The following is a 20,592-nucleotide window of genomic DNA, read 5'->3' on the forward strand; positions in this document are numbered from 1 at the left end:
CACAGTCGTCAAGTCAACTTGCGAGTCCCGGCCAGCGCGCTGAGTGGGAGCGCGACCATCAGCGCGAGGATCACCGCCAGCCCGATCGACAGTGTGCGCTCGTCGCCGTCGAGGTGGCCGAGGTGGAAGATCAGGTGCGGCCCGGCGTACGCCAGGTAGGCGATCAGAGCGATGACGGTCCAGAACCGATCGAGCCGGATCGCGGCCGCGGTCAGCACGATGCCGAGGCCGAGACTCGCGCCGCCGAAGTCGTGGAACAGGTGATCGCTGTACGGCGGCGTCCAGTTCACCGTCGGCACCTGGTCGTAGAACGTCTTCGGGACGATCATCAGCCACAACCCGAGCAGCAGCTCCATCACGGCGAGGATCCACAGGACGATACGAACGTAGGTCCTCATCCGAGGTACTCCCCGAACGTGATCCGCCCGTACGCCGGCCCGTCGACCATCGCCGCACCGTCCGCGAACGCGCGGAACGTCTTGCCCGCAAGCCGCAGCGGGACAACCGGGCGACGCGCCGCCCGAGCCTGCTTCCATTGCCGGGCCAGCTCCGGCACGGACCGCCGTTCCGGACCACCGATGTCAGGCGCCCGTCCGTTCACCGGTGGCTGATCAACCAACTCGGCAAGGCGTACGGCGACATCCTCGACGGCGATCGGCTGCAAGGAGACGCTCGGGGCGATCACGGCCGGGAAGAACCGCTGGACGCTCAGGACCCGGTCGATCAGGTTGTGGAACTGGGTCGCCCGCAGGATCGTGTACGGCACGCCGGACTCTGCGACCACACGTTCGGCCGCCAGCTTGGAGCGGTAGTACGACAGTGGGATGCGGTCGATCCCGGCGATCGACATCACGATGACGTGCTTCACGTCGGCGGCCGCGGCGACCAGGTTCCGGGCCTGCTGGACGTCGCGACGGCCCTGGCTGGTGGCCAGATGGACGATCACGTCCGCGCCCTCGACCGCGGCCGCGACGCCTGCGCCGGACGTGAGGTCGGCGACGACACAATCAGGGACCGCCGGGCCGTGCTGGGATCCGGCAGTCCGGCTCAGCACCCGGACCTGATGATCGGTTGCCCGGAGTCGGGTCACGGTCGGCCGGCCGAGGGTGCCGGTGCCGCCGGTGACGAGGATCGAGCTCATGTGGTGTCCCTTCGGTCACCAGCTCAGATCCGTCAGCCCTCCGATCTGTGACAACTGCGTCGCCGCGAAAGCGAGCTTGTCCGGATTCATCACGAACCGCAGCTCGCTCACGCCCTGCGGACCGACCTCGACGAAGCACACAGCCGTCAGCCCGTCGGGGCTCTCGGCGACCAGCACCGGCTCCCCGTTCGCCTCCGCGAAGCGGACAACTACTCCGGCGCCGAATTTCTGCAGCGTCCCGATCAGATACCGCGCCACGAAGGTCCGTCCGACGACCGGGTTCCGGGCCGCGACCACCTTGCCGCCGCCGTCCGCGGTGGAGACCACGTCCTCGGCCAGCAGTCGCTCGAGCTGCTCGATCTCGCCCGACTGCGCCGCCGCAAGGAACCGGTCGACGAGCTCCCGCCAGGCCGTCCGGTCAACTGTCTGCTCGCGCCGGGAGTCGGCGACCACCCGTTTGCGCGCGCGGGACAGCAACTGCCTGGCGTTGGCGTCGGTCGTCCCGATCAGCTCCGCCACCTCACGATGGCTGTACCCGAACGCTTCGTGCAGGACGTACGCCGCACGCTCGGCCGGGGTGAGCCGCTCCAGCAACAGCAGCAGCGCGAACGACACCGAGTCCCGCTCGGCAACCACCTCGAGCGTGTCGAGCTCGGGCCGCCCGGTCAGCACCGGCTCCGGCAGCCACTCCCCGACGTACAGCTCGCGTCGGGCTCGCGCGGACGTGAGCTGCTTGATCGACAGGTTGGTGACGGTTTTCGCGAGGTACGCGTCCGGGTCGCGCACCGACGTACGGTCGGTGGCCTGCCAGCGCAGCCAGGCGTCCTGCAGGATCTCCTCGGCGTCGGTCGCGGTCCCGGTCATCCGGTAAGCGATCCCGAACAACCGCCCGCGCAGACGCTCGAAGTCATTCACCGAGGAACGTCTCCGCCGCTTGCTGGATCGTGGTGTAGAAGTCGGTCCGGGCAGTCTCGTCGAGGGCATCCTTGCCGCCCTGGCCGTCGATCAGTTCGCGGATGATGTCCGCGTGGCCGGCGTGGTGCGCGGTCTCGTCGACGACGCGCACGAGGAGCGCGCCGAACGTCGTAGTGCGGCTGCCCTCCGGCCAGTGCGGGACCTCGGCCGGGTGGTCCAGGTCGAGGTCGGCGATCGAACGGTCGCTGTGCGCGCAGGCCTGGCGGTAGAGGTCGGTGAGGTACTCCGTCGACTCGGTCGGACTGGCCCACATGTCGGCGCCGTCCCACACTGAGCCGTCCGCCTCCCAGGGCAGTTGCTCCGCCGGTGGTCGGCCCACGCTCGTCCCGAGGTAGACGTACTCGATACCGGCCAGGTGCTTGACCAGCCCGAGCAGGTTGGTGCCGGACGGGACCAGCGGACGGCGGCGGTCGTACTCGCTCAGCCCTTCGAGCTTCGCGAGCATCAACGCGCGAGTGCCCTGGAGGTAGGTCTGCAGCTCGGTCTTCACGGGGCTCCTGGTGGGACGAAGGGGACGGGCGGCGGGCCGTGCTCGATCAGCCGCATCAGGGCGGCCGTGTCGGCGTACTCCTCGATCATGTCGGCAAGACGGTCCAGCCGCTCGGCGCGCAGGCCGGCGAACGAGACGGAGCCGTCGGGCGCGGGCTTGCCGGTCAGGTTCGCGACTTCGGCGAGGAAGGCGTGCCGCGCGGCGTCGTCGTCGAGCAGGCCGTGCCAGATGGTTCCCCAGGTGTTGCCCAGGCGGCAACCACCCGGGAACGCGTCCGCCGATCCGGTCACCTCAACCACGCCGTGGTGGATCTCGTACGCCGTCATCGTGGGCCGTGCCAACGTCTTCTCGCGGGCAAAGGTGGTTGCGACGGGCAACAGGTTCAGCCCGGGGTGATCGCCGCCCGACTCGACTGCGTGCGGATCGGAGACGACTGATCCGAGCACCTGGTATCCGCCACAGATACCGAGAACCGGCAGACCGGAGGCGACCCGCGTGGTGATGGCGTCGGCCAGGCCGTTGGCACGCAGCCAGGCCAGGTCGGCGACGGTGGCGCGGGAGCCGGGGAGGACGACCAGATCGGCGTCGCGGATCTCCGCGGGGCTGGTGGTGAAGAACACGCTGTTCGTCGGCTCGACCGCGAGCGCGTCCAGGTCGGTGAAGTTGCTGATTCGCGGGAAGCGCACGGCCGCGATCGTCAGCAGGTCGCCCGGCGAGGTGCGTCGTACCGGGATGTCGAGTGCGTCCTCGGAGTCCAGCCACAGCTCGGGCAGCCACGGCAGCACCCCGTACGTCGGGCGGCCGGTGACGGAGGCGAGCATGTCGATCCCGGGCTGCAGGAGCGAGACGTCGCCGCGGAACTTGTTCACCAGGAATCCGCTGACCAGGGCCTGATCGGCCGCGTCGAGCAACGCGACCGTGCCGAACATCGACGCGAACACTCCCCCGCGGTCGATGTCACCGACCACGACGACCGGCGCCCTCGTGTGCTGCGCGAGCCCCAGGTTCACGTAGTCGGACTGCCGCAGGTTGATCTCGGTCGGACTGCCCGCGCCCTCGCTGATCACCACGTCGTACCTCGACGCGAGATCGTCGTACGCCGCGAACGCGGCCTTGGCCAGCTCGGCCCGCTCGGTCAGGAAGCCCCGCGCGCTCAGCTCGCCCCAGGGCTGTCCCATCAGCACGACGTGGCTGCGGCGATCGCTGCCCGGCTTGAGCAGCACCGGGTTCATCGCCGCCTCGGGTTCGGCGCCCGCGGCAACGGCCTGGATCCACTGCGCCCGGCCGATCTCGGTGCCGTCGGCGCAGACCATCGAGTTGTTCGACATGTTCTGCGCCTTGTACGGCGCGACCCGCACGCCCTGCCGCGCCAGCCAACGGCAGATGCCGGTGACCACGGTCGTCTTGCCGGCATCCGACGTCGTACCAGCGATCAGCAGCGAACCCACCCGGTCATCTTAGGGTTCCGGGTTGCGGCGCTCGATCCGCGGCACCCGCGGCGTCGCGCCCTGGAACCGGGTGGCTCCGCCGGTCGCCGAGAGCGGCTTGGCGACGTTCTCCAGCGACTGGCCCTCGGCGTCCACGCCGAACACCCAGGCGATGATCCCGCCGGCCAGCATCACGGCCGCGCCGACGATGTAACCGACCGTCAGCGGCCCGCGCGCCGGGTTGTCGCCCGAACCGATCAGCGACGCGAACAGGAACGGCGCGATCACACCACCGGTCAGCTGCGAGATCGCGAAGAAGAACGAGATCGCCTGGCCGCGGAGCTCGATCGGGAAGATCTCGCTCACCGTCAGGTACGCCGACGACGCGCCGGCCGACGCGAAGAAGAACACCACGCACCACAGTCCGGTCAGCGAGGCCGCGTTCAGCACGCCGGCGTTGAACAGCAGCGCGGTGACGAACAGCACGACCGCCGACAGCGTGTAGGTGCCGAGGATCATCTTCCGCCGGCCGATCGTATCGAACAGACGACCGAGCAGCAGCGGGCCGGCCAGGTTGCCGATCGCGAACGGGAAGAAGTACAGCGCGACACTCGAATCGCTCAGGCCGAAGTACGACTTCAGCACCAGCGCGTAGGTGAAGAAGATCGCGTTGTAGAGGAACGCCTGCGTGACCATCATCGAGAACCCGAGGAACGAGCGGCTGCGGTAGTCGCGCAGCATCACGCGGGCGATCTCGCGGTACGTCACCGGCGGATAGTCGACCAGCTCGATCGCCTCGTCGTCACGGACCTCGCGCAGTTCGCCGCCCTGCTGCCGGACCGTCTCCTCGATGTCGTCGACAGTGCGTTCGGCCTCCTCGACCCGGCCGTGCGTCATCAGCCAGCGCGGGCTCTCCGGGATGTGCCGCCGCAGGTAGATGATGACCAGGCCCATCACCGGGCCGATCAGGAAGCACAGCCGCCAGCCCCACTCGATCGGGATGATGTCCTTGTTCAGGAACACCAGGCCGACCGCGGAGCCGATCAGCGCGCCGGCCCAGTAGGTGCCGTTCACGCCGATGTCGACGCGACCCCGGTAGCGCGACGGGATCAGCTCGTCGATCGCGGAGTTGATCGCGGCGTACTCACCGCCGATTCCCATACCGGCGATGAACCGGAAGATCAGCAGCGAGGTGATGTCCCAGGACAGCCCGGCGAGACCGGATGCGAGCAGGTAGACGAGCAGCGTGACGATGAACAGGCTGCGCCGGCCGAGCCGGTCGGTCAACCGGCCGAAGACCAGCGCTCCGACCACCTCACCGCCCAGATAGACCGATGCCATCAGGCCGACCTGCGACGTGCTCAGGTGCAGGGTCTCCGGCTCCTTCAGCACGTTCCCGACCAGTGACACCAGCTGGATCTCGAGGCCGTCGAGGATCCAGGAGACACCCAGACCGACGACGATCATCCAGTGGAACCGAGTCCACGGCAGCCGGTCCATCCTGGCCGGCACGAGACTCGGTATCGCTTTTCCCTGCTCCAGCGCGTGCTCGCTCATCCCTGCTCCTCCCAGGCCCAAGTGGTTCGAACACCACCTGCGCCGGTACCCCAGGAGTGACGTGATCCAAACCGTCGGTCACTGCGCGATCGAGGTGGCTAGAGTTGCCGCATGGAGAGAAACATCGATGTCGTGGACGCCAAGGACAAGAGTCGGTACGAGGCGCACGACGCCGACGGCACCCTGATGGGCTTCGTCGACTACAAGCTGCACCCGGGCGTGATCGCCTTCCTGCACGCCGAGACGCTGCCCGAGTTCCGCGGCCGCGGCGTGGCCGGGCGGATCGCGACGAAGTCCCTCGACGACGCGCGGGCCCTCGGGCTCCGGGTCAAGCCGGCCTGCCCGTTCTACCAGGAATTCCTGCAGGAACACGCGGAGTACGCCGACCTCGTCAAGCTGCCGGAGGCCAAGTGACCGCGCCGGTGATGGGCAAGCTCGACTGGCAGCCCGCGGCCGAGGTGCCGGAGTTGCTCGCCGCGCCGGTTCGCGCCGGGCTCGACGGCGTCACGGCGTACGCGGCGGCGATCGACGCGGAACTGGCCGACACCGCGGCGTTCTGCGCGGAGTACGACGTACCGATGGCGGCGTCGGCGAACTGCGTGATCGTGCTCGGCAAGCGGGGCGGCGAGGAGTCGTACGCCGCGGTGCTGGTGCTGGCGACCGACCGGGCCGACGTGAACGGCGTGATCCGCAAGCACCTCGGCGTACGGAAGATCTCGTTCGCGGCCCAGCACGACGCGGTCAGCACGACGAGCATGGAGTACGGCGGGATCACGCCGATCGGACTGCCGGCGGACTGGCCGGTGCTCGTCGACGAGGCGGTGGTGAACGCCGGGCAGGTGGTGATCGGCAGCGGGATCCGTGGGTCGAAGCTGCTGGTCGACGGCGCCGAGCTCGCGAAGTTGCCGACAGCAACAGTCCTGGACCTGGCGCAGCACTAGGGTCCGACGATGGAGCAGCACGACTGGCCCGCGGAGTACGCCGAACTGACGGCGGCGGACCAGCGTGCTCCACTCCCACCGGCCGAGCTCGAACGGCTCGCGGTTGCTGCTTTCGTTCTCGGTCACGACGACGAGGTGGCGGCGTACCGCGAGCGAGCGGTCGAGGGACATCTCGCCCGTGGCGACGCCGATGCGGCGGTCCGGAGTGGGTTCTGGCTCGGCTTCCACCTGCAACAGCGTGGTGAGCTCTCCCGCGCGGCCGGCTGGCTGGCACGGATCGCACGCCTCGTGCCGGAGGGGAATGTCGAGCTTGCCGGGCGGGTCGCGATGGCCGAGGCCGCGTTGAAGATGAACTCCGGTGATCCGGCCGCTGCGCTGCCATTGTTCGAACAGAACCTGCAGTGGGCGACCGAACCGGACACGATCGTGCTGGCGGCGCTCGGCCGCGGGAACTGTCTCGCCATGCTGGGTCGCGGAGCCGAGGCGCTGCTCGCCCTCGACGAGGCGATGGTCCACGTCACCGGCGGCCAGGTCGGCCCCGAGGTCACCGGGATGGCGTACTGCTCGGTGATCGCCCTCTGTCTCAACATGTACGACATCCGCCGCGCGCAGGAGTGGACGCGCGCTCTCACCGGCTGGTGTGACTCGCAGCCCGGCCTGGTCCCCTACCGTGGCGCCTGCCTGGTGCACCGCGCCCAGATCCTCCAGTTCCGCGGCGCCTGGGCCGAGGCCGCCGACGCAGCCGAGGACGCGTGCCGCCGGCTGTCGGCGGGAACGGTCGGCTCGGCGTGGTACCGCCTGGCCGAGGTGGAGCGCCAACGCGGCAACTTCGAGGCTGCCGAGCACGCGTACCAACTGGCTGCCGGTGACGGAATGGACGTCCAGCCTGGTCTGGCGCGTCTGCGAGCCGCACAGGGCAGGTTCGACGTGGCGATCGCCGGGCTGGAGCGGGCGCTCGCCGAGGACCTGTTCTCGCCGAATCGCCCGATGCTGCTCGCGGCGCGGGTCGAACTGGCGATCGAGTGCTCCGACCGCGAGACCGCACGTAAGGCTTCCGCCGAGCTCAACGAGCTCGCTCCGGCGGAATCGCCGTACCTGCAGGCGTTGGCGGCGTACTCCGAGGGTGCGGTGCGGCTCGCATGCGGTGATCCGCGGGGCGCGATCGCGCCGTTGCGGCGGGCGTGCACGCTGTGGCAGCGACTGGAGATTCCGTACGAAGGCGCTCGAGCACGGCTGCTGGTCGCAGACGCCTGCCGGCAGCTCGGAGACACCGACGCGGAGCAGATGGAGCTCGACGGCGCCCGAGCCGTCTTCGCACGCCTCGGCGCCGACGGCGACCTGACGATGACCGAACAGCCGAACAACAGCAGCAGACTCAGCGCGCGGGAACTGGAAGTCCTGCGGTTGCTCGCGACAGGCGCCACGAACCGGGCGGTTGCCGATCAGTTGTTCCTCAGTGAACGAACAGTCGCCCGACATGTCAGCAACATCTTCGGGAAGCTCGATGTCTCCAGCAGAGCCGCGGCGACAGCCTATGCATACGAGCACGGCCTAACTGGGTAGAAATGACCACCTGCCTGCTGGCTGACTTGGCGTGATAGGTGGATGTGCGTGGTGCTGGGCCGCCCTACCTTGAACTTATGGACAGGGTCGGGGTTGTGGTGGTCGGGGCGGGGCAGGCTGGACTTGCGATGGCGTACTACCTGCGCCAGCGGGGTGAGGACTTCGTCGTGCTGGACGGGAACGACCGCGTGGGTGACTGCTGGCGGGGACGGTACGACTCGTTGCGGCTCTTCAGCCTGCCGCGGTACGCGAGTCTGCCGGGTTTGCGCATCAGCACCAAGGACTGTCCGAGCCGGGACGAGATGGCCGACTACCTCGAGCAGTACGCCACCCATCACGAACTGCCCGTACGGACCGGCGTACGCGTGACGCGGTTGTCGCGCGACGGCGACGGGTTCGTGGTGGAGACGAACGCCGGCGACTGGCGGGCCGACCAGGTCGTGGTGGCGGCCGGGATGCACAGCAGGCGGCGGTGGCCGTCCTTCGCCGGTGAACTCGATCCGTCGATCCGGCAGCTGCATTCGCTGGACTACCGCAATCCCGCACAGCTGCGGGACGGTACCGTCCTGATCGTTGGCGCGGCCAACTCTGGCACCGACGTCGCCCTCGAGGCGGTCAAGACCCATCGCACTCTGCTGGCCGGACGGCACCCCGGACAGGTGCCGGTCGACATCGACTCGACCGTCGGCCACGTGTTCACGCCGGTCGTCATGTTCCTCTTCAAGTACGTCCTCACCCGACGTACGCCGATGGGCCGCAAGGCGATCGAGAACGCGCTGAAGAACGGTCTGCCGCTGACCCGCAACAAGCTCGACCATCTCGATGCGGCCGGCATCGAACGGCTGAGCCGGATCGTCGGCGTCCGCGACGGCAAGCCGGTCACGGCGGACGGCGACGTAGTCGACGACGTGACGAATGTGGTCTGGTGCACCGGTTCCGATCCGGACCACAGCTGGATCGACCTGCCGGTGTTCGGCGACGACGGCCGGCCGCGGCACGAGCGGGGCGTGGCTTCCGACATCCCCGGGCTGTATTTCCTCGGGCTCGATTTCCAGTACGCGATCGCATCCGCCAGCATCCAGGGCGTGGACCGCGACGCTCGCTTCCTCGTCAAGCATTTGACCCGACACGCCGCTCGTCTCACCCGGCGGAGCGCCGATCGGACGATACCCGTGGACAGGCGGTAGCATCACCGGCTGAAATGGGTGCGTGGCTGGGCGTGGGTCAGGGTGAGTGATCAGGTGTCGGTGAGCGGTGGCGACGGTGGCCCGACCGCTCTGCGGATCATGCTGGGTGGGCAGCTGCGGCGGATGCGTGAAGCCGCCGGGATCAGTCGCGCCGACGCGGGCTGGCAGATCCGGGCCTCGGAGTCCAAGGTCAGCCGGATGGAGCTCGGCCGGGTCGGGTTCAAGGAACGCGATGTGAGCGACCTGCTCGAGCTGTACGGGATGGCCGACGAGGATGAGCGGTTCCGGCTGATGGAGCTGGCCCGGGCCGCGAACAACCCCGGCTGGTGGTCGCGGTACGGCGATGTCATGCCGAGCTGGTTCACCAACTACGTCGGCCTCGAGGTCGCCGCGGCGCTGATCCGGACGTACGAAGTGATGTTCGTCCCCGGGCTGCTGCAGACCGAGGAGTACGCGCGGGCCATGGTCCAGCTCGGCAAGTCGACGTTCCTGCCGCACCAGGAGGTCGACCAGCGGGTCGAGCTCCGCGTGACCCGGCAGCAGATCCTCACTCGCGCGAACCCGGCCCGCCTCTGGGTTGTCATCGACGAATCGGTGCTGCACCGGCCGGTCGGCGGCGAGAAGGTGCTGCGAGCGCAGATCGAGCATCTGATCATGTGGTCGCAGCAGCCGAACATCACCCTGCAGGTAATGCCGTTCAGCAGCGTCGGGTACGCCGGTGCGGGCGGCGCGTTCAGCCTGTTGCGGTTCCCGGAGGGCGACCTGCCGGACATCGTCTACATCGAGCACGCGGCGAGCGCGCTGTACCTCGACAAGCTCGAGGAGGTGGACGAGTACGTCGCGATCATGGAGGGCCTGACCATCTCGGCAGCCCCGGTGTCCGCGACCGAGGGCCTCCTGAAAGAGGCCCTCGCCCGTATCTGAGTCAGATCTAGCCTCAGGCGACCTTGAGGTCGACCTCGATGTTGCCGCGGGTGGCGTTGGAGTACGGGCAGACCTCGTGCGCCTTGGCGACGAGCTCCTCGGCGACCGCGCGCTCGACACCCGGCAGGCTCACCACGAGCTCGACCTGCAGGCCGTAGCCGGCGCCGCCGTTGATCGGGCCGATGCCGACCTCGGCGGTGACGGTCGAGCCGTCCGAGTCCTGGCGAGCCTTGCGCGCGACCAGCTTCAGCGCGCTGTGGAAGCAGGCCGCGTACCCGGCCGCGAACAGCTGCTCCGGGTTCGTGCCGTTGCCATTGCCACCCATCTCGACCGGCGGCGCGACCGTGACGGCGAGCTTGCCGTCGTCAGTCGATACCTTGCCGTCGCGGCCGCCGTCTGCGGTGGCGCGGGCGGTGTACAGAACTTTCTCAACAGCGATCGTCATATCTGGTTTCTCCTGGTTGATGAGGTCTAGCGAGTGGGGTCGAGCAGGAGCTTGCCCACGGTCTTGCGGGCACGCATGTCTTCATGGGCAGTGGCGGCGTCGGACAGCGCGTACTCCCCGCCGACGATCGGGCGCAGCCGGCCGCTCGCGGTCAACTCGAACAGCTCGGTCAGCGCCGCGCCGAAGCGCTGCGGGTCGCGGAGGCAGTCGACCAGCCAGAAGCCGGCGACCGTCTTCGAACCCTTCATCAGCCGGGCGGGCTCGATCGGCTTGGCGGCCTCGCGGCCTGCCGCCCCGAACGTCACCAGGCGGCCGAACGGCGCCAGCGCGGCGAACGACTCGTCGAACGTCGGCCCGCCGACCATCTCCAGCACGATGTCCACCGGCTTGCCGCCATTCGCCTCGAGGATGCGGTCCTTCAGGCCTTCCGGCGTGCCGTCGATGGCCACGTCGGCGCCGAGCTCGAGGGTCTGCTGCCGCTTTTCCTCGGACGACGCGGTCGCGATCACCCGGCCGGCGCCCCACAGCTTCGCGAGCTGGATGGACAGGTGGCCGACGCCACCGGCGCCTGCGTGAACCAGGACGGACTCACCGGCCTGCAGGTGCGACGAGTACTTCAGCATGTACCACGCGGTCGCGCCCTGCACGATCAGCGCGAGCGCCTGGCCGTCGGTGACACCTTCCGGCACGTCCCAGGCCCGCATCGGGTGGATCAGCGCCTTCTCGGCGTATCCGCCGGAGCCGGTGAGGGCCACGACGCGACGACCGTCCGCAGTACGGCCGACCACCTCGCCGCCCGGGATCATCGGGAGCTCGGCCTTGGACAAGTAGCTGTTCTCGACCTGGTGCGTGTCGGCGTAGTTGATACCCGCGCGGTCGACCGTGATCAGGACCTGTCCGTCGCCGGCGACCGGCTCCGGGACATCGCTGATCTTCAGGACCTCGGGTCCACCGAACTCGGTGATCTGAATGGCTCGCATACACCGTACTATACACTGTACGTTATGAACGTCGAAGGGAGGTGCGTCACATGGCCAGGACACCGCGGAACACGCTCAGCCCGGAACTGATCGTGCGGACCGCACTGGAGTTGATGGAGTCGCGCGGCACGGACGCTTTCAGTCTGCGCGGCGTGGCCGCCGAGCTCGGTGTCGGCCCGATGGCGCTCTACACCTATTTCCGTAACAAGGACGAGCTGTACGACGCCGTCCGCGACCACCTGATGGGATTGCTGCCCGCCGTGCCCGGTGACGCGGCGTGGCCGGACCAGGTGCGCGCGGTCTGCCGGTCGTTACGGCTACTGATGCTTCAGCATCCTTGCCTTGCGCAACTACTCGCCGGACGGCCGTTGAGCGGCCACGAAACGGCGCGCGTCGCCGAGGGGCTCCTCGGCGTACTGCGAGCGGCCGGGTTCGACGCGGAGACGGCGGCCCGCACGCATACGACGTTGTTCACCTACGTGCTCGGCTCGACGTCGTGGGAGATCCAGATGGCGGCCGAGCGACGCGATCCCGAGGCGTGGCGGAGGCTGCGGGCGTCGATGGAGTCGCTGTCGGCGCGCGACTTCCCGTCGGTTGTCGAGCTCGCGCCGGAGCTGGCCCGTACGACGGGCGGCGACGAGCAGTTCGACTACGGGCTGGATCTACTGCTGGCCGGTCTGCAGCTCAGAACACCAGCATGACGACCTCGCTCTCCCCCTTTTCTTTCTCGTTCCTTCAGAACACCAGGGTCACGATGGCCAGGACGCCTATGCAGACGATGAGGGTGCGGAGTGCGATCGGCGGCAGCTTGCGGCCGTAGCGCGCGCCGACGAAACCGCCGATCGTCGAGCCGACCGCGATCAGGCCGGCCGCGAGCCAGTCGATGTCGTGGACGATGATGAACAGGATCGCCGCGACGCTGTTCACGACCGTGGCCAGAACGTTCTTCAAGCCGTTCATCCGCTGCAGGTTCGAGTCCAGGCCGAGGCCCAGGATCGCCATCAGCAGCACGCCTTGCGCGGCGCCGAAGTACCCGCCGTACACACCGGTGGCGAAGACGGCCGGGATCACCCACCAGGCGCCGCGATGCAGGTGTGACGGAGTGCTGATCCATTTCGACAGCCACGGCTGGAACGCGACCAGCAGACAGCCGAGCAGGATCAGCACCGGTACGACGGCGTGGAACGCGGAGTCCGGCAGCGTCAGTAGCAGCACTCCCCCGACGATGCCGCCGGCCAGCGACGCCGGGATCAACCGCAACATGCGGCCGCGCTGGCCTTCGAGCTCGCGCCGGTAGCCGATCGCGCCGGCCGCGGTACCGGGTGCCAGACCGACGGTATTGCTGACGTTCGCGAGCACCGGTGGGATGCCGACGGCAAGCAACGCGGGGAAGGTGAGCAATGTGCCCGACCCCACGACGGCGTTGATCGTTCCCGCGCCCATCCCCGCCAGCAGGACGAACACCGCTTCGTACCATGTCATCGTGGCCTGACTTTACGCACCCGATCCCGCCTCGCGCTCACCAGTCCGCACGTTGAGCAGACAGTATGCGATCGACTGGTCGTCAATCGACAGCACGAAGGCCTCCCCGCACGACCGGGGAGGCCTTCGTGGAACGACGTGCAGCTGTCAGCTCACCTCAGCGCTGCGGCGGCTCCGCGGCCGGCGGCTCCTGGGAAGGAGCAGGCGGCGGGATCGACGGGGTGCTGGGCGCGGCCTGGCTGCGGGTGCTGACGGCCGCGGACTCGGCAGCCGCGATCGCCTCGCGCACGGCGTTGTCGGCCTCGGCCACCGCAGCCGGCGCGGCCGCGGACGACTCGAGCTCCGTCACCTCGCCGTTGGACAGCTCCGGCGCATGCCACTCGCCCTCGGCCTTCTGGGTGATGCCGGCCACCTGGCCGACCGCACTGCCGAGACCCTTGAGCGCGTCGCCGATCTCGCTCGGCACGATCCACAGCTTGTTCGCGTCGCCCTGGGCGATCGACGGCAGCATCTGCAGGTACTGGTACGCGAGCAGACCCTGGTCCGGCTTGCCGGCGTGGATCGCGTTGAAGACCGTGGTGATGGCCTGCGCCTCACCCTGCGCCTTCAGGATCCGTGCCTGCCGCTCGGCCTCGGCGCGGAGGATGCGGGACTGCTTGTCACCTTCGGCGGTGAGGATCGCGGACTGCTTCTGACCCTCGGCGGACAGGACGGCGGACTGCCGCATACCTTCCGCGGTGAGGATCGCGGCGCGCTTGTCCCGGTCCGCGCGCATCTGCTTCTCCATCGAGTCCTGGATCGAGGGCGGCGGGTCGATCGAGCGGAGCTCGACCCGGTTGACCCGGATGCCCCACTTGCCGGTCGCCTCGTCCAGCACGTACCGGAGCTTCTCGTTGATCTCTTCGCGCGACGTCAGCGTCTGCTCCAGGTCCATGCCACCGATGATGTTTCGCAGCGTGGTCATGGTCAGCTGCTCGATGGCCTGGATGTAGTTCGAGATCTCGTACGTCGCCCGGACCGGGTCATTGACCTGGAAGTAGATGACGGAGTCGATCGACACCATCAGGTTGTCCTCGGTGATGACGCCCTGCGGCGGGAACGCGACCACCTGCTCGCGCATGTCGATGGTGTAGCGGACCTTGTCGACGAACGGCGTCAGCAGGTTCAGGCCCGGCTGCAGACCGGTCTTGAACTTGCCGAACCGCTCGACGATCCCGACGGTCTGCTGCTGCACCACCCGGACGGACTTCACCAAGGTCACGATCACCACTAAGGCGACCAGTGCCAGGACTATGAGGAACGCGGTCACTTTGACCCTCCACTCGAACGGACCCTCAGGACGGACAGTCTTCCGTATCGACGGGGCAGGCGCCGTACCGGTTCCCGGCGCGTCGGATGCCTGATCGAGCAGCTACTTCCACGTCCTGCACCTTCGACACTACTGCGCGAAGGGGCCCACTCAACCGCTCAGCTCTGGGGCGGATCCGACGGCTTCGGGTCCTGGGTCGGTTCGGGCAGGTCCAACTGGTGGTGCAACGGTTCGCCGACCGGGTACACGACCGCGGTCGCGCCGTCGATGTGCATCACCTCGACCCGCGTTCCCGGGGCGATCGTCGAGATCTCGTCGTACGGCCGGGCGGTCCAGAGCTCGCCGCCGAGCCGGATCGAGCCGCCGCCGTCGGGGTGGATCTCCTTCACCACCGTCCCGGACCGGCCGATGATGTGCGCCGAGCCGGTCTTCAGCTCCGTCCCGTGATGGATCTTGCGGACGATCATCGGGCGGATCGCCCCCAGCATCGCGGCCGCGGTGATCAGGCCGACGACGATCTGCAGCCAGAGCAGTCCCGGGAAGAACGCCGCGACCCCCGCGGCGGTAAGCGCGCCGGCGGCCAGCATCAGCAGCGTGAAGTCGAGCGAGGCGAGCTCAGCCAGGCCGAGGACGGCGGCGATCGTCAGCCATGCCGCCCACACGTTGTCCCGCAGCCAATCCATCATTTCCCAAGCCTATCCACGTCTCGGCCCGCAAGCAGATCTTTGGACGCGTCACCCCTCCGCCCAGTTCCCCGAACGTCTGAGGGGTCAACCCCTGAGTTGCACGGTTTGGCCGCCAGAATCCGCCTGCCTATCCGACCGATTCCGGGGTTGACCCCTCAGACGTTCGCGGGAAGGCGAGGGGCGGTGGCCGGGACGGCGTGGGTGAGTGCGTGGGTGGGTCAGTGCGTGGGTGGGTCAGTGCGTGGGTGGGTCAGTGCGTGGGTGGGTCAGTGCTTGGGTCGGTTAGAGGGCGCGGGCGGTGTAGCGGCCGTCTTCCTGCTTGAGGGTGAGGGCGAGGTCGAAGGTGTCGCTGAGGGTTTCGGCGGTGAGGGCCTCGTCCATCGGACCGGCTGCCACGACCCGGCCCTGCTTGAGGAGAAGGGCGTGGGTGAAGCCGGGCGGGATCTCCTCGACGTGGTGGGTGACGAGGACCATCGCAGGAGCGCCGACGGCGGTCGCGATCGAGCTGAGCGAGCGGACAAGCTGTTCGCGACCCGTAAGGTCGAGGCCGGCCGCCGGCTCGTCCATCAGCATCAGTTCGGGGTCGGTCATCAGCGCGCGGGCGATCTGCACCCGCTTCCGCTCCCCCTCGGACAGCGTGCCGAAGGTCCGGTCGGCGAGGTGCCCGATGCCGAGTTCGGCCAGCAGCGCGTCGGCGCGCTGGTGATCCAGGTCGTCGTACTGCTCGATCCATCGGCCGAGGACGGCGTACGACGCGGAGACGACGACGTCGGAGACCCGCTCGCTCTTGGGCAGCCGGTCGGCCAATGCGGCACTGGTGAGTCCGATCCGCGGCCGCAGCTCGAACACGTCGACGGCGCCGAGCACTTCACCGAGCAGCCCTGCGACACCTGTCGTCGGGTGAAGCTGTGCGGCCAGGATCTGCAGCAGAGTGGTCTTGCCGGCGCCGTTCGGCCCGATCACCACCCAGCGGTCGGCCTCGTCGATCGTCCAGTCGATCCCGTCCAGCAGCCGCGCGCCACCACGGACGATCGTCACCCCGGCCAGCTCCACCACTGCAGTCATGCTCAAAACCTAAGGGGTCGCCGTCGATGGCGTGTGGTCGGGTGGTGAGAGACTTGCGGGCGTGCTGACGACCTCCGCCTCGGTACGGTTCACCGTGTGGACGAACGCGATGCTGACCGGCGCCTGCGACCCCGATACCGCCGCGTCGAAGATCCTCGGTGACGACGTCGGTCACCACGTCTCCGGACTGGCCGGGCATCCCGAGCCTGCCACCTTGCCGGTCGCGCTCAACCTGCTGCGTGCCGCGGGTACGACGCAGGCGCACCTCGCGCTGCCCGTCCCGGGTGACCCGATCGGTCTGGCCGGACCGCCGTCGTTCAACGAGGCCGCCCTGGAGACCGGCGAGGCCGTCGTCCTCACGGGGCCCGACCTCGGGCTGGTTCCGTCGTACGTCGGACCGGCCGTGCAATGGTCCGTGCTGCCGGCGGCGAGCCCGGCGCCGGCTGACTTCGGTGAGGCGGACCGTGGTCTGCGGCTGGCCTTGATCGACGCGGCCGAGTCGCTGGCGGCGCTCGATGTCGCGCGCTGGAAGCCGGAGGTCGCGGACGCGCTGATCGACATCCGGAAGATCGGTCGCGGTCGCGGCGACGATCTTGCTCCCGGCTACGAACCGCGCGCGGTGAAGACCGCCGCGACCGCGCGCCGCTGTCTGGCGATCGCGGACGCTGCCCTCGAGGACGACGGTTCGGCCGTCACCGGGGCCGAGGCCGACGCCCGTCGGCGGGCGCTTCTCGACCTCGCCGCCGCGGCCCGGCGGGCTTTGGTCGCGGCGTGCGCACCGCCGGTTCATGCTTGAGATCCGGACCGGCCATTGGACGGTCATCTCATTTATGTAGCGTTCGGGGTGCGATGACTGATCCCACTGAGCTTGAACTCGAGACCGCGGCGGCCGAGCGGCCGACCCTGCTGGTGACGTTGACGGGGACCGACCGGCCCGGCCTGACGTCGGCCGTTCTCTCCACGCTCGCGTCGCGCGGGCTGGAGGTCATCGACGCCGAGCAGGTCGTCCTGCGAGGGCGCCTCGTGCTCGGCGTACTGCTGTCCGCGCCGCGTGACCACAAGGACCTGAAGGAAGAACTGAAGGCCCTGGCCACCGCGCTCGACGTCGACATCTCGGTGAAGAAGGGTGTCGGCGACAACGAGCCGCGGCGCAAGGGCCGCAGCCAGGTCACCGTGATCGGGCGGCCGCTGTCGGCCGCCGGGCTGGCCGCGATCGCGGGCCGGATCGCCGACACCGGCGCGAACATCGACCGGATCAGCCGGATGGCGCGGTATCCGGTCACCGCGATGGAGATCGCGGTCTCGGGCGCCGATCCGGAGAGGCTGCGGACGGTCCTCGCGCTCGAGGGCGTTCGGCAGGGACTCGATGTCGCCGTCCAGGACGGCGGGCTGTACCGGCGGGCCAAGCGGCTGATCGTGATGGATGTCGATTCGACGCTGATCCAGGGCGAGGTCATCGAGATGCTCGCCGGGCACGCCGGCCGGCTGGAGGAGGTCGCCGCCGTCACCGAGAAGGCGATGCGCGGCGAGCTGGACTTCGAAGAATCGCTCCGGCATCGCGTCGCGGCGCTCGAAGGCCTGCCGGCGACCGCGCTCGACGAGGTGTACGCCGCGATCGAGCTGGCGCCCGGTGCCCGTACCTTGGTCCGCACGTTGAAGCGACTCGGCTACCAGTTCGCGATCGTCAGCGGCGGGTTCAGCCAGATCACCGACCAGCTCGCGGCCGAGCTGGGCATCGACTACGCGAAGGCGAACGAGCTCGAGATCGTCGACGGCGTCCTCACCGGCCGCGTCGTGGGCGAGATCGTGGACCGGGCCGGCAAGGCGGCCGCGCTGCGCGAGTTCGCCGTACGCTCCGGGACTCCGCTCACCCAGACCGTTGCCATCGGCGACGGTGCGAACGACCTCGACATGCTCGCCGCGGCCGGCCTCGGGGTCGCGTTCAACGCCAAGCCGGTGGTGCGTGCGGCCGCCGACACCCACCTCAGCGTCCCCTACCTCGACACGATCCTTTACCTGCTCGGCATCACCCGCGAAGAGGTGGAAGTAGCCGACGCCGAGAGCCCGGCCTGATCGCAACAAGCTGCAAAACGTCGCGGCCCGCCCGCCGGGATGCGGCAGGATCGGGCCATGGACTTCACCGACCGGCCGGCCACACTCGATGACGCGGACGCCATCTACCGCCTGATCGCCGCGAACGAGCGCGAGTGGCACGGGCAGGCCGAGGTGATTCCGGATCAGGTCGCCGCCAATCTGAGCCGGCCGCTGATCCGGCTGGAGCGCGACACCCTGGTCGTCGTGGCCCCGAACGGCGACCTGGCGGCGTGGGCCTGGTTGCACGACGGCAAGCACGCGCAGATCGACGTCCACCCGTCGTACCGCGGGCTCGGCATCGGGACCCGGCTGCTCGACTGGGCGGAGGCGGGTTCGCGGGCGCGCGGCAGCGAGTGGTTCGCGCAGATCGTCGACGATGCCGATCGCGCCGGCACAGAGCTTCTGCGGTCCCGCGGCTGCGATGTCCTGGCGACGAACTGGTTGTTGGAGCGACCTATCAGTCCGCAACCTTTGGCTGTCCCCGAAGGCATCCGGCTGTCCGGGTACGACGCGTCTCGCGCGCAGGAGGTGTACGAGCTGATCGAGGCGGCGTTCGCGGCGTTCCAGCCGCGGCGGAAGGGCTTCGAGGAGTGGAGCGAGCTCACGGTCGGCCGGTCGACGTTTCTCCCGGACGTGTCGACGCTCGCGTACGCCGGAGACGAGGTGGTCGGTGCGGTGATCGCGCTCGACGCCGACGAGGGGTACGTCGAGCAGCTCGCCGTACGCGACGACCAGCGGAAGAAGGGCGTCGCCCGCGCGATGCTCGACCGTACCTGTGCCGAGTTCCTCGCCCGCGGTCGCAGCACCTGCATCCTCTGGACGCATTCCGGCACCGGCGCCCTGGCGATGTACGAACGCCTCGGCATGCGGGTCCGCCGCAGCACGACGGTCTATCGAATCCAGCTGTGACGAGCTGTTGACAGTGCGCGATGAGAGCGCTCCCATAGGTTCATGCGTACCCGCCCCTTTGTTGTACTTGCGCTGCTGGCGCCTCTGCTGGCCGTCGTCCCGCTCGCCCAGGCGAGTGTCCCGCCACCTACCAACGGCTGGACGACGGTGTGGAGTGACGACTTCAACGGGTCGAGCGGCTCTCTGCCGTCCGGCTCCAACTGGATCATCGACACCGGGCACGGTTACCCGGGCGGCCCCGGGAACTGGGGTACCGGCGAGATCCAGAACTACACGAACAGTCCGGACAACGTCTCGCTCGACGGCACCGGGAACCTGCGGATCACGCCGCGCCGGGACGCAGCCGGCAACTGGACGTCGGCGCGGATCGAGAGTCAGCGAAGCGACTTCAAGCCGCCGTCGGGCGGCGTCCTCGCGATCGAGAGCCGGATCCAGATGCCGAATGTGACCGGTGACGCCGCGCTCGGGTACTGGCCCGCCTTCTGGGCGCTCGGTGCGCCGTACCGCGGGAACTACTGGAACTGGCCGGGCATCGGCGAGTTCGACATCATGGAGAACGTCAACGGGATCAACTCGGTCTGGGGCGTGCTGCACTGCGGCGTGAGCCCGGGCGGCCCGTGCAACGAGACCACCGGCATCGGCGCGAACCGTGCGTGCCCCGGGTCGAGCTGCCAGTCCGCGTTCCACACCTACCGGTTCGAGTGGGACACGTCGGTGTCGCCGAACCAGTTGCGCTGGTACGTCGACGGGCAGCAGTTCCACTCGGTCAGCCAGGGCCAGTTGCCGGCTGACACGTGGTCGAACATGACGTCGCACGCCGGGTACTTCGTCCTGCTAAACCTCGCGATCGGTGGCGCGTTCCCGGATGCCCTCAACGGCCCGACACCGCGCGCGTCGACCGTGCCGGATCGTCCGATGATGGTCGACTACGTGGCGGTGTCGACGAAGGGCGGCGGCACCACTCCGCCACCGACGACTCCCCCGCCGGGCGGCTCGTCGGCGTACAGCACGTTGCAGGCGGAGTCGTACGCGGCGCAGTCCGGGATGGGCCTGGAGACCACCACGGACACCGGCGGCGGCCAGAACCTGATGCAGATCGGCAACGGCGACTGGGCGCAGTACAACGGCATCGACTTCGGCAGCACGGCCGCCACGCAGTTCGTGGCACGTGTGGCGTCAGGCGCCGGAGGAGGCGTCAGCGGACTCGTCGAAGTACGCCTCGACAGCCGGTCCAACGCTCCCGTCGGAAGCTTCGCGGTCGGCAACACCGGCGGCTGGCAGTCCTGGCGCACGATCCCCGCCAACATGCCGTCGGTCACCGGCGTCCATACCGTCTACATCACCTTCACGAGCGGCCAACCCGCCGACTACGTCAACCTCAACTGGTTCACGTTCGGTCACTGAGGGGGTCAGCACC

At 68.9% G+C, this 20,592-nt stretch carries 22 protein-coding genes; 10 read left to right on the top strand and 12 right to left on the bottom strand.

Going from position 1 to position 20,592, the window contains the following annotated elements; genetic code table 11:
• Positions 1-8: 8 nt before the first annotated feature.
• Genes AB0J62_RS27670 through AB0J62_RS27695 form a run of 6 tightly spaced genes read right to left on the bottom strand, consistent with a single transcriptional unit; the run spans position 9 to position 5,590 of the window.
• Complete coding sequence (locus AB0J62_RS27670) at positions 9-398, bottom strand: DUF4345 family protein (protein ID WP_363877158.1); 390 nt, start codon at positions 396-398, stop codon at positions 9-11.
• Positions 395-1,141 (bottom strand): NAD(P)H-binding protein, encoded by a 747-nt coding sequence (locus AB0J62_RS27675; protein ID WP_363877160.1) that lies wholly within the window; start codon positions 1,139-1,141, stop codon positions 395-397. Before AB0J62_RS27675 ends, AB0J62_RS27670 begins: the two co-directional genes overlap by 4 nt.
• Before the next feature lie 15 nt (positions 1,142-1,156).
• Positions 1,157-2,056, bottom strand: coding sequence for an RNA polymerase sigma-70 factor (locus AB0J62_RS27680; RefSeq protein ID WP_363877162.1), 900 nt, complete (start codon positions 2,054-2,056; stop codon positions 1,157-1,159).
• Positions 2,049-2,606 (bottom strand): DinB family protein, encoded by a 558-nt coding sequence (locus AB0J62_RS27685; RefSeq protein WP_363877164.1) that lies wholly within the window; start codon positions 2,604-2,606, stop codon positions 2,049-2,051. The genes AB0J62_RS27680 and AB0J62_RS27685 overlap by 8 nt, the downstream gene beginning before the upstream one ends.
• The gene (locus AB0J62_RS27690; protein ID WP_363877166.1) at positions 2,603-4,054 is read right to left on the bottom strand and encodes a cobyric acid synthase; all 1,452 of its coding nucleotides are present in this window, start codon (positions 4,052-4,054) and stop codon (positions 2,603-2,605) included. Before AB0J62_RS27690 ends, AB0J62_RS27685 begins: the two co-directional genes overlap by 4 nt.
• Positions 4,055-4,063: 9 nt before the next feature.
• Positions 4,064-5,590 carry an MFS transporter gene (locus AB0J62_RS27695; protein ID WP_363877168.1) on the bottom strand — a complete coding sequence of 509 codons (1,527 nt, stop codon included), beginning with the start codon at positions 5,588-5,590 and terminating at the stop codon, positions 4,064-4,066.
• A gap of 111 nt (positions 5,591-5,701) precedes the next feature.
• Between AB0J62_RS27695 and AB0J62_RS27700 the strand changes: the two genes are divergently transcribed.
• The 5 genes from AB0J62_RS27700 to AB0J62_RS27720 all read left to right on the top strand — a co-directional run bounded on the left by AB0J62_RS27700 (position 5,702) and on the right by AB0J62_RS27720 (position 10,205).
• A complete protein-coding gene (locus tag AB0J62_RS27700; protein WP_134099039.1) occupies positions 5,702-6,004 on the top strand; it encodes a GNAT family N-acetyltransferase in 303 nt (100 codons plus the stop codon).
• A complete protein-coding gene (locus AB0J62_RS27705) occupies positions 6,001-6,531 on the top strand; it encodes a YbaK/EbsC family protein (RefSeq protein ID WP_363877171.1) in 531 nt (176 codons plus the stop codon). The genes AB0J62_RS27700 and AB0J62_RS27705 overlap by 4 nt, the downstream gene beginning before the upstream one ends.
• A gap of 9 nt (positions 6,532-6,540) precedes the next feature.
• Complete coding sequence (locus AB0J62_RS27710; protein WP_363877173.1) at positions 6,541-8,094, top strand: LuxR C-terminal-related transcriptional regulator; 1,554 nt, start codon at positions 6,541-6,543, stop codon at positions 8,092-8,094.
• A 77-nt stretch (positions 8,095-8,171) separates the two neighbouring features.
• Positions 8,172-9,281, top strand: coding sequence for an NAD(P)/FAD-dependent oxidoreductase (locus AB0J62_RS27715; RefSeq protein WP_363877175.1), 1,110 nt, complete (start codon positions 8,172-8,174; stop codon positions 9,279-9,281).
• Positions 9,282-9,380: 99 nt separating this feature from the next.
• Entirely contained in the window at positions 9,381-10,205 is an 825-nt protein-coding gene (locus AB0J62_RS27720; protein WP_134103981.1) for a helix-turn-helix transcriptional regulator, read from the top strand.
• Positions 10,206-10,218: 13 nt separating this feature from the next.
• Here AB0J62_RS27720 and AB0J62_RS27725 read toward each other — a convergent pair whose 3' ends face one another.
• Both AB0J62_RS27725 and AB0J62_RS27730 read right to left on the bottom strand, forming a co-directional pair.
• A complete protein-coding gene (locus tag AB0J62_RS27725) occupies positions 10,219-10,650 on the bottom strand; it encodes an organic hydroperoxide resistance protein (RefSeq protein WP_363877177.1) in 432 nt (143 codons plus the stop codon).
• A 26-nt stretch (positions 10,651-10,676) separates the two neighbouring features.
• Positions 10,677-11,630 carry an NADPH:quinone oxidoreductase family protein gene (locus AB0J62_RS27730; RefSeq protein ID WP_363877179.1) on the bottom strand — a complete coding sequence of 318 codons (954 nt, stop codon included), beginning with the start codon at positions 11,628-11,630 and terminating at the stop codon, positions 10,677-10,679.
• Positions 11,631-11,680: 50 nt separating this feature from the next.
• Between AB0J62_RS27730 and AB0J62_RS27735 the strand changes: the two genes are divergently transcribed.
• Positions 11,681-12,331 carry a TetR/AcrR family transcriptional regulator gene (locus tag AB0J62_RS27735; RefSeq protein ID WP_363877182.1) on the top strand — a complete coding sequence of 217 codons (651 nt, stop codon included), beginning with the start codon at positions 11,681-11,683 and terminating at the stop codon, positions 12,329-12,331.
• Positions 12,332-12,365: 34 nt separating this feature from the next.
• On the opposite strand, the gene AB0J62_RS27740 is transcribed toward AB0J62_RS27735, so the two are convergent.
• The 4 genes from AB0J62_RS27740 to AB0J62_RS27755 form a co-directional block, all read right to left on the bottom strand.
• Positions 12,366-13,112, bottom strand: coding sequence for a sulfite exporter TauE/SafE family protein (locus tag AB0J62_RS27740; RefSeq protein ID WP_363877183.1), 747 nt, complete (start codon positions 13,110-13,112; stop codon positions 12,366-12,368).
• 157 nt (positions 13,113-13,269) lie between these two features.
• A complete protein-coding gene (locus AB0J62_RS27745; RefSeq protein ID WP_363877186.1) occupies positions 13,270-14,421 on the bottom strand; it encodes an SPFH domain-containing protein in 1,152 nt (383 codons plus the stop codon).
• Positions 14,422-14,579: 158 nt separating this feature from the next.
• Positions 14,580-15,107: an NfeD family protein gene (locus AB0J62_RS27750; protein ID WP_363877188.1), complete on the bottom strand. Its 528-nt coding sequence runs from the start codon at positions 15,105-15,107 to the stop codon at positions 14,580-14,582.
• A gap of 282 nt (positions 15,108-15,389) precedes the next feature.
• Positions 15,390-16,172, bottom strand: a complete 783-nt coding sequence (locus AB0J62_RS27755) for an ABC transporter ATP-binding protein (protein ID WP_363877190.1) — start codon at positions 16,170-16,172, stop codon at positions 15,390-15,392.
• Between the two features lie 61 nt (positions 16,173-16,233).
• On the opposite strand from AB0J62_RS27755, the gene AB0J62_RS27760 reads away from it, so the two are divergent.
• Genes AB0J62_RS27760 through AB0J62_RS27775 form a run of 4 tightly spaced genes read left to right on the top strand, consistent with a single transcriptional unit; the run spans position 16,234 to position 20,579 of the window.
• Complete coding sequence (locus AB0J62_RS27760) at positions 16,234-16,968, top strand: hypothetical protein (protein WP_363877192.1); 735 nt, start codon at positions 16,234-16,236, stop codon at positions 16,966-16,968.
• Between the two features lie 53 nt (positions 16,969-17,021).
• Positions 17,022-18,245 (top strand): phosphoserine phosphatase SerB, encoded by a 1,224-nt coding sequence (gene serB / locus AB0J62_RS27765; protein ID WP_363877194.1) that lies wholly within the window; start codon positions 17,022-17,024, stop codon positions 18,243-18,245.
• A gap of 57 nt (positions 18,246-18,302) precedes the next feature.
• Entirely contained in the window at positions 18,303-19,175 is an 873-nt protein-coding gene (locus AB0J62_RS27770; protein WP_363877196.1) for a GNAT family N-acetyltransferase, read from the top strand.
• A 42-nt stretch (positions 19,176-19,217) separates the two neighbouring features.
• Positions 19,218-20,579 (top strand): glycoside hydrolase family 16 protein, encoded by a 1,362-nt coding sequence (locus AB0J62_RS27775; RefSeq protein ID WP_363877198.1) that lies wholly within the window; start codon positions 19,218-19,220, stop codon positions 20,577-20,579.
• The last annotated feature ends 13 nt before the right edge of the window (positions 20,580-20,592 follow it).

This window comes from Kribbella sp. NPDC049584, assembly GCF_040675555.1.
Classification (GTDB): domain Bacteria; phylum Actinomycetota; class Actinomycetes; order Propionibacteriales; family Kribbellaceae; genus Kribbella.

Excerpts from the sequence above, each read along its gene's own strand:
- AB0J62_RS27735 (WP_363877182.1), top strand. The coding sequence starts at position 11,681 with ATGGCCAGGACACCGCGGAACACGCTCAGCCCGGAACTGATCGTGCGG.
- AB0J62_RS27730 (WP_363877179.1), bottom strand. The coding sequence starts at position 11,630 with ATGCGAGCCATTCAGATCACCGAGTTCGGTGGACCCGAGGTCCTGAAG.
- AB0J62_RS27700 (WP_134099039.1), top strand. The coding sequence starts at position 5,702 with ATGGAGAGAAACATCGATGTCGTGGACGCCAAGGACAAGAGTCGGTAC.
- AB0J62_RS27715 (WP_363877175.1), top strand. The coding sequence starts at position 8,172 with ATGGACAGGGTCGGGGTTGTGGTGGTCGGGGCGGGGCAGGCTGGACTT.
- AB0J62_RS27695 (WP_363877168.1), bottom strand. The coding sequence starts at position 5,590 with ATGAGCGAGCACGCGCTGGAGCAGGGAAAAGCGATACCGAGTCTCGTG.
- AB0J62_RS27725 (WP_363877177.1), bottom strand. The coding sequence starts at position 10,650 with ATGACGATCGCTGTTGAGAAAGTTCTGTACACCGCCCGCGCCACCGCA.
- AB0J62_RS27740 (WP_363877183.1), bottom strand. The coding sequence starts at position 13,112 with ATGACATGGTACGAAGCGGTGTTCGTCCTGCTGGCGGGGATGGGCGCG.
- serB (WP_363877194.1), top strand. The coding sequence starts at position 17,022 with ATGACTGATCCCACTGAGCTTGAACTCGAGACCGCGGCGGCCGAGCGG.
- AB0J62_RS27675 (WP_363877160.1), bottom strand. The coding sequence starts at position 1,141 with ATGAGCTCGATCCTCGTCACCGGCGGCACCGGCACCCTCGGCCGGCCG.
- AB0J62_RS27720 (WP_134103981.1), top strand. The coding sequence starts at position 9,381 with ATGCTGGGTGGGCAGCTGCGGCGGATGCGTGAAGCCGCCGGGATCAGT.
- AB0J62_RS27710 (WP_363877173.1), top strand. The coding sequence starts at position 6,541 with ATGGAGCAGCACGACTGGCCCGCGGAGTACGCCGAACTGACGGCGGCG.
- AB0J62_RS27770 (WP_363877196.1), top strand. The coding sequence starts at position 18,303 with ATGGACTTCACCGACCGGCCGGCCACACTCGATGACGCGGACGCCATC.
- AB0J62_RS27775 (WP_363877198.1), top strand. The coding sequence starts at position 19,218 with ATGCGTACCCGCCCCTTTGTTGTACTTGCGCTGCTGGCGCCTCTGCTG.
- AB0J62_RS27670 (WP_363877158.1), bottom strand. The coding sequence starts at position 398 with ATGAGGACCTACGTTCGTATCGTCCTGTGGATCCTCGCCGTGATGGAG.
- AB0J62_RS27750 (WP_363877188.1), bottom strand. The coding sequence starts at position 15,107 with ATGATGGATTGGCTGCGGGACAACGTGTGGGCGGCATGGCTGACGATC.
- AB0J62_RS27755 (WP_363877190.1), bottom strand. The coding sequence starts at position 16,172 with ATGACTGCAGTGGTGGAGCTGGCCGGGGTGACGATCGTCCGTGGTGGC.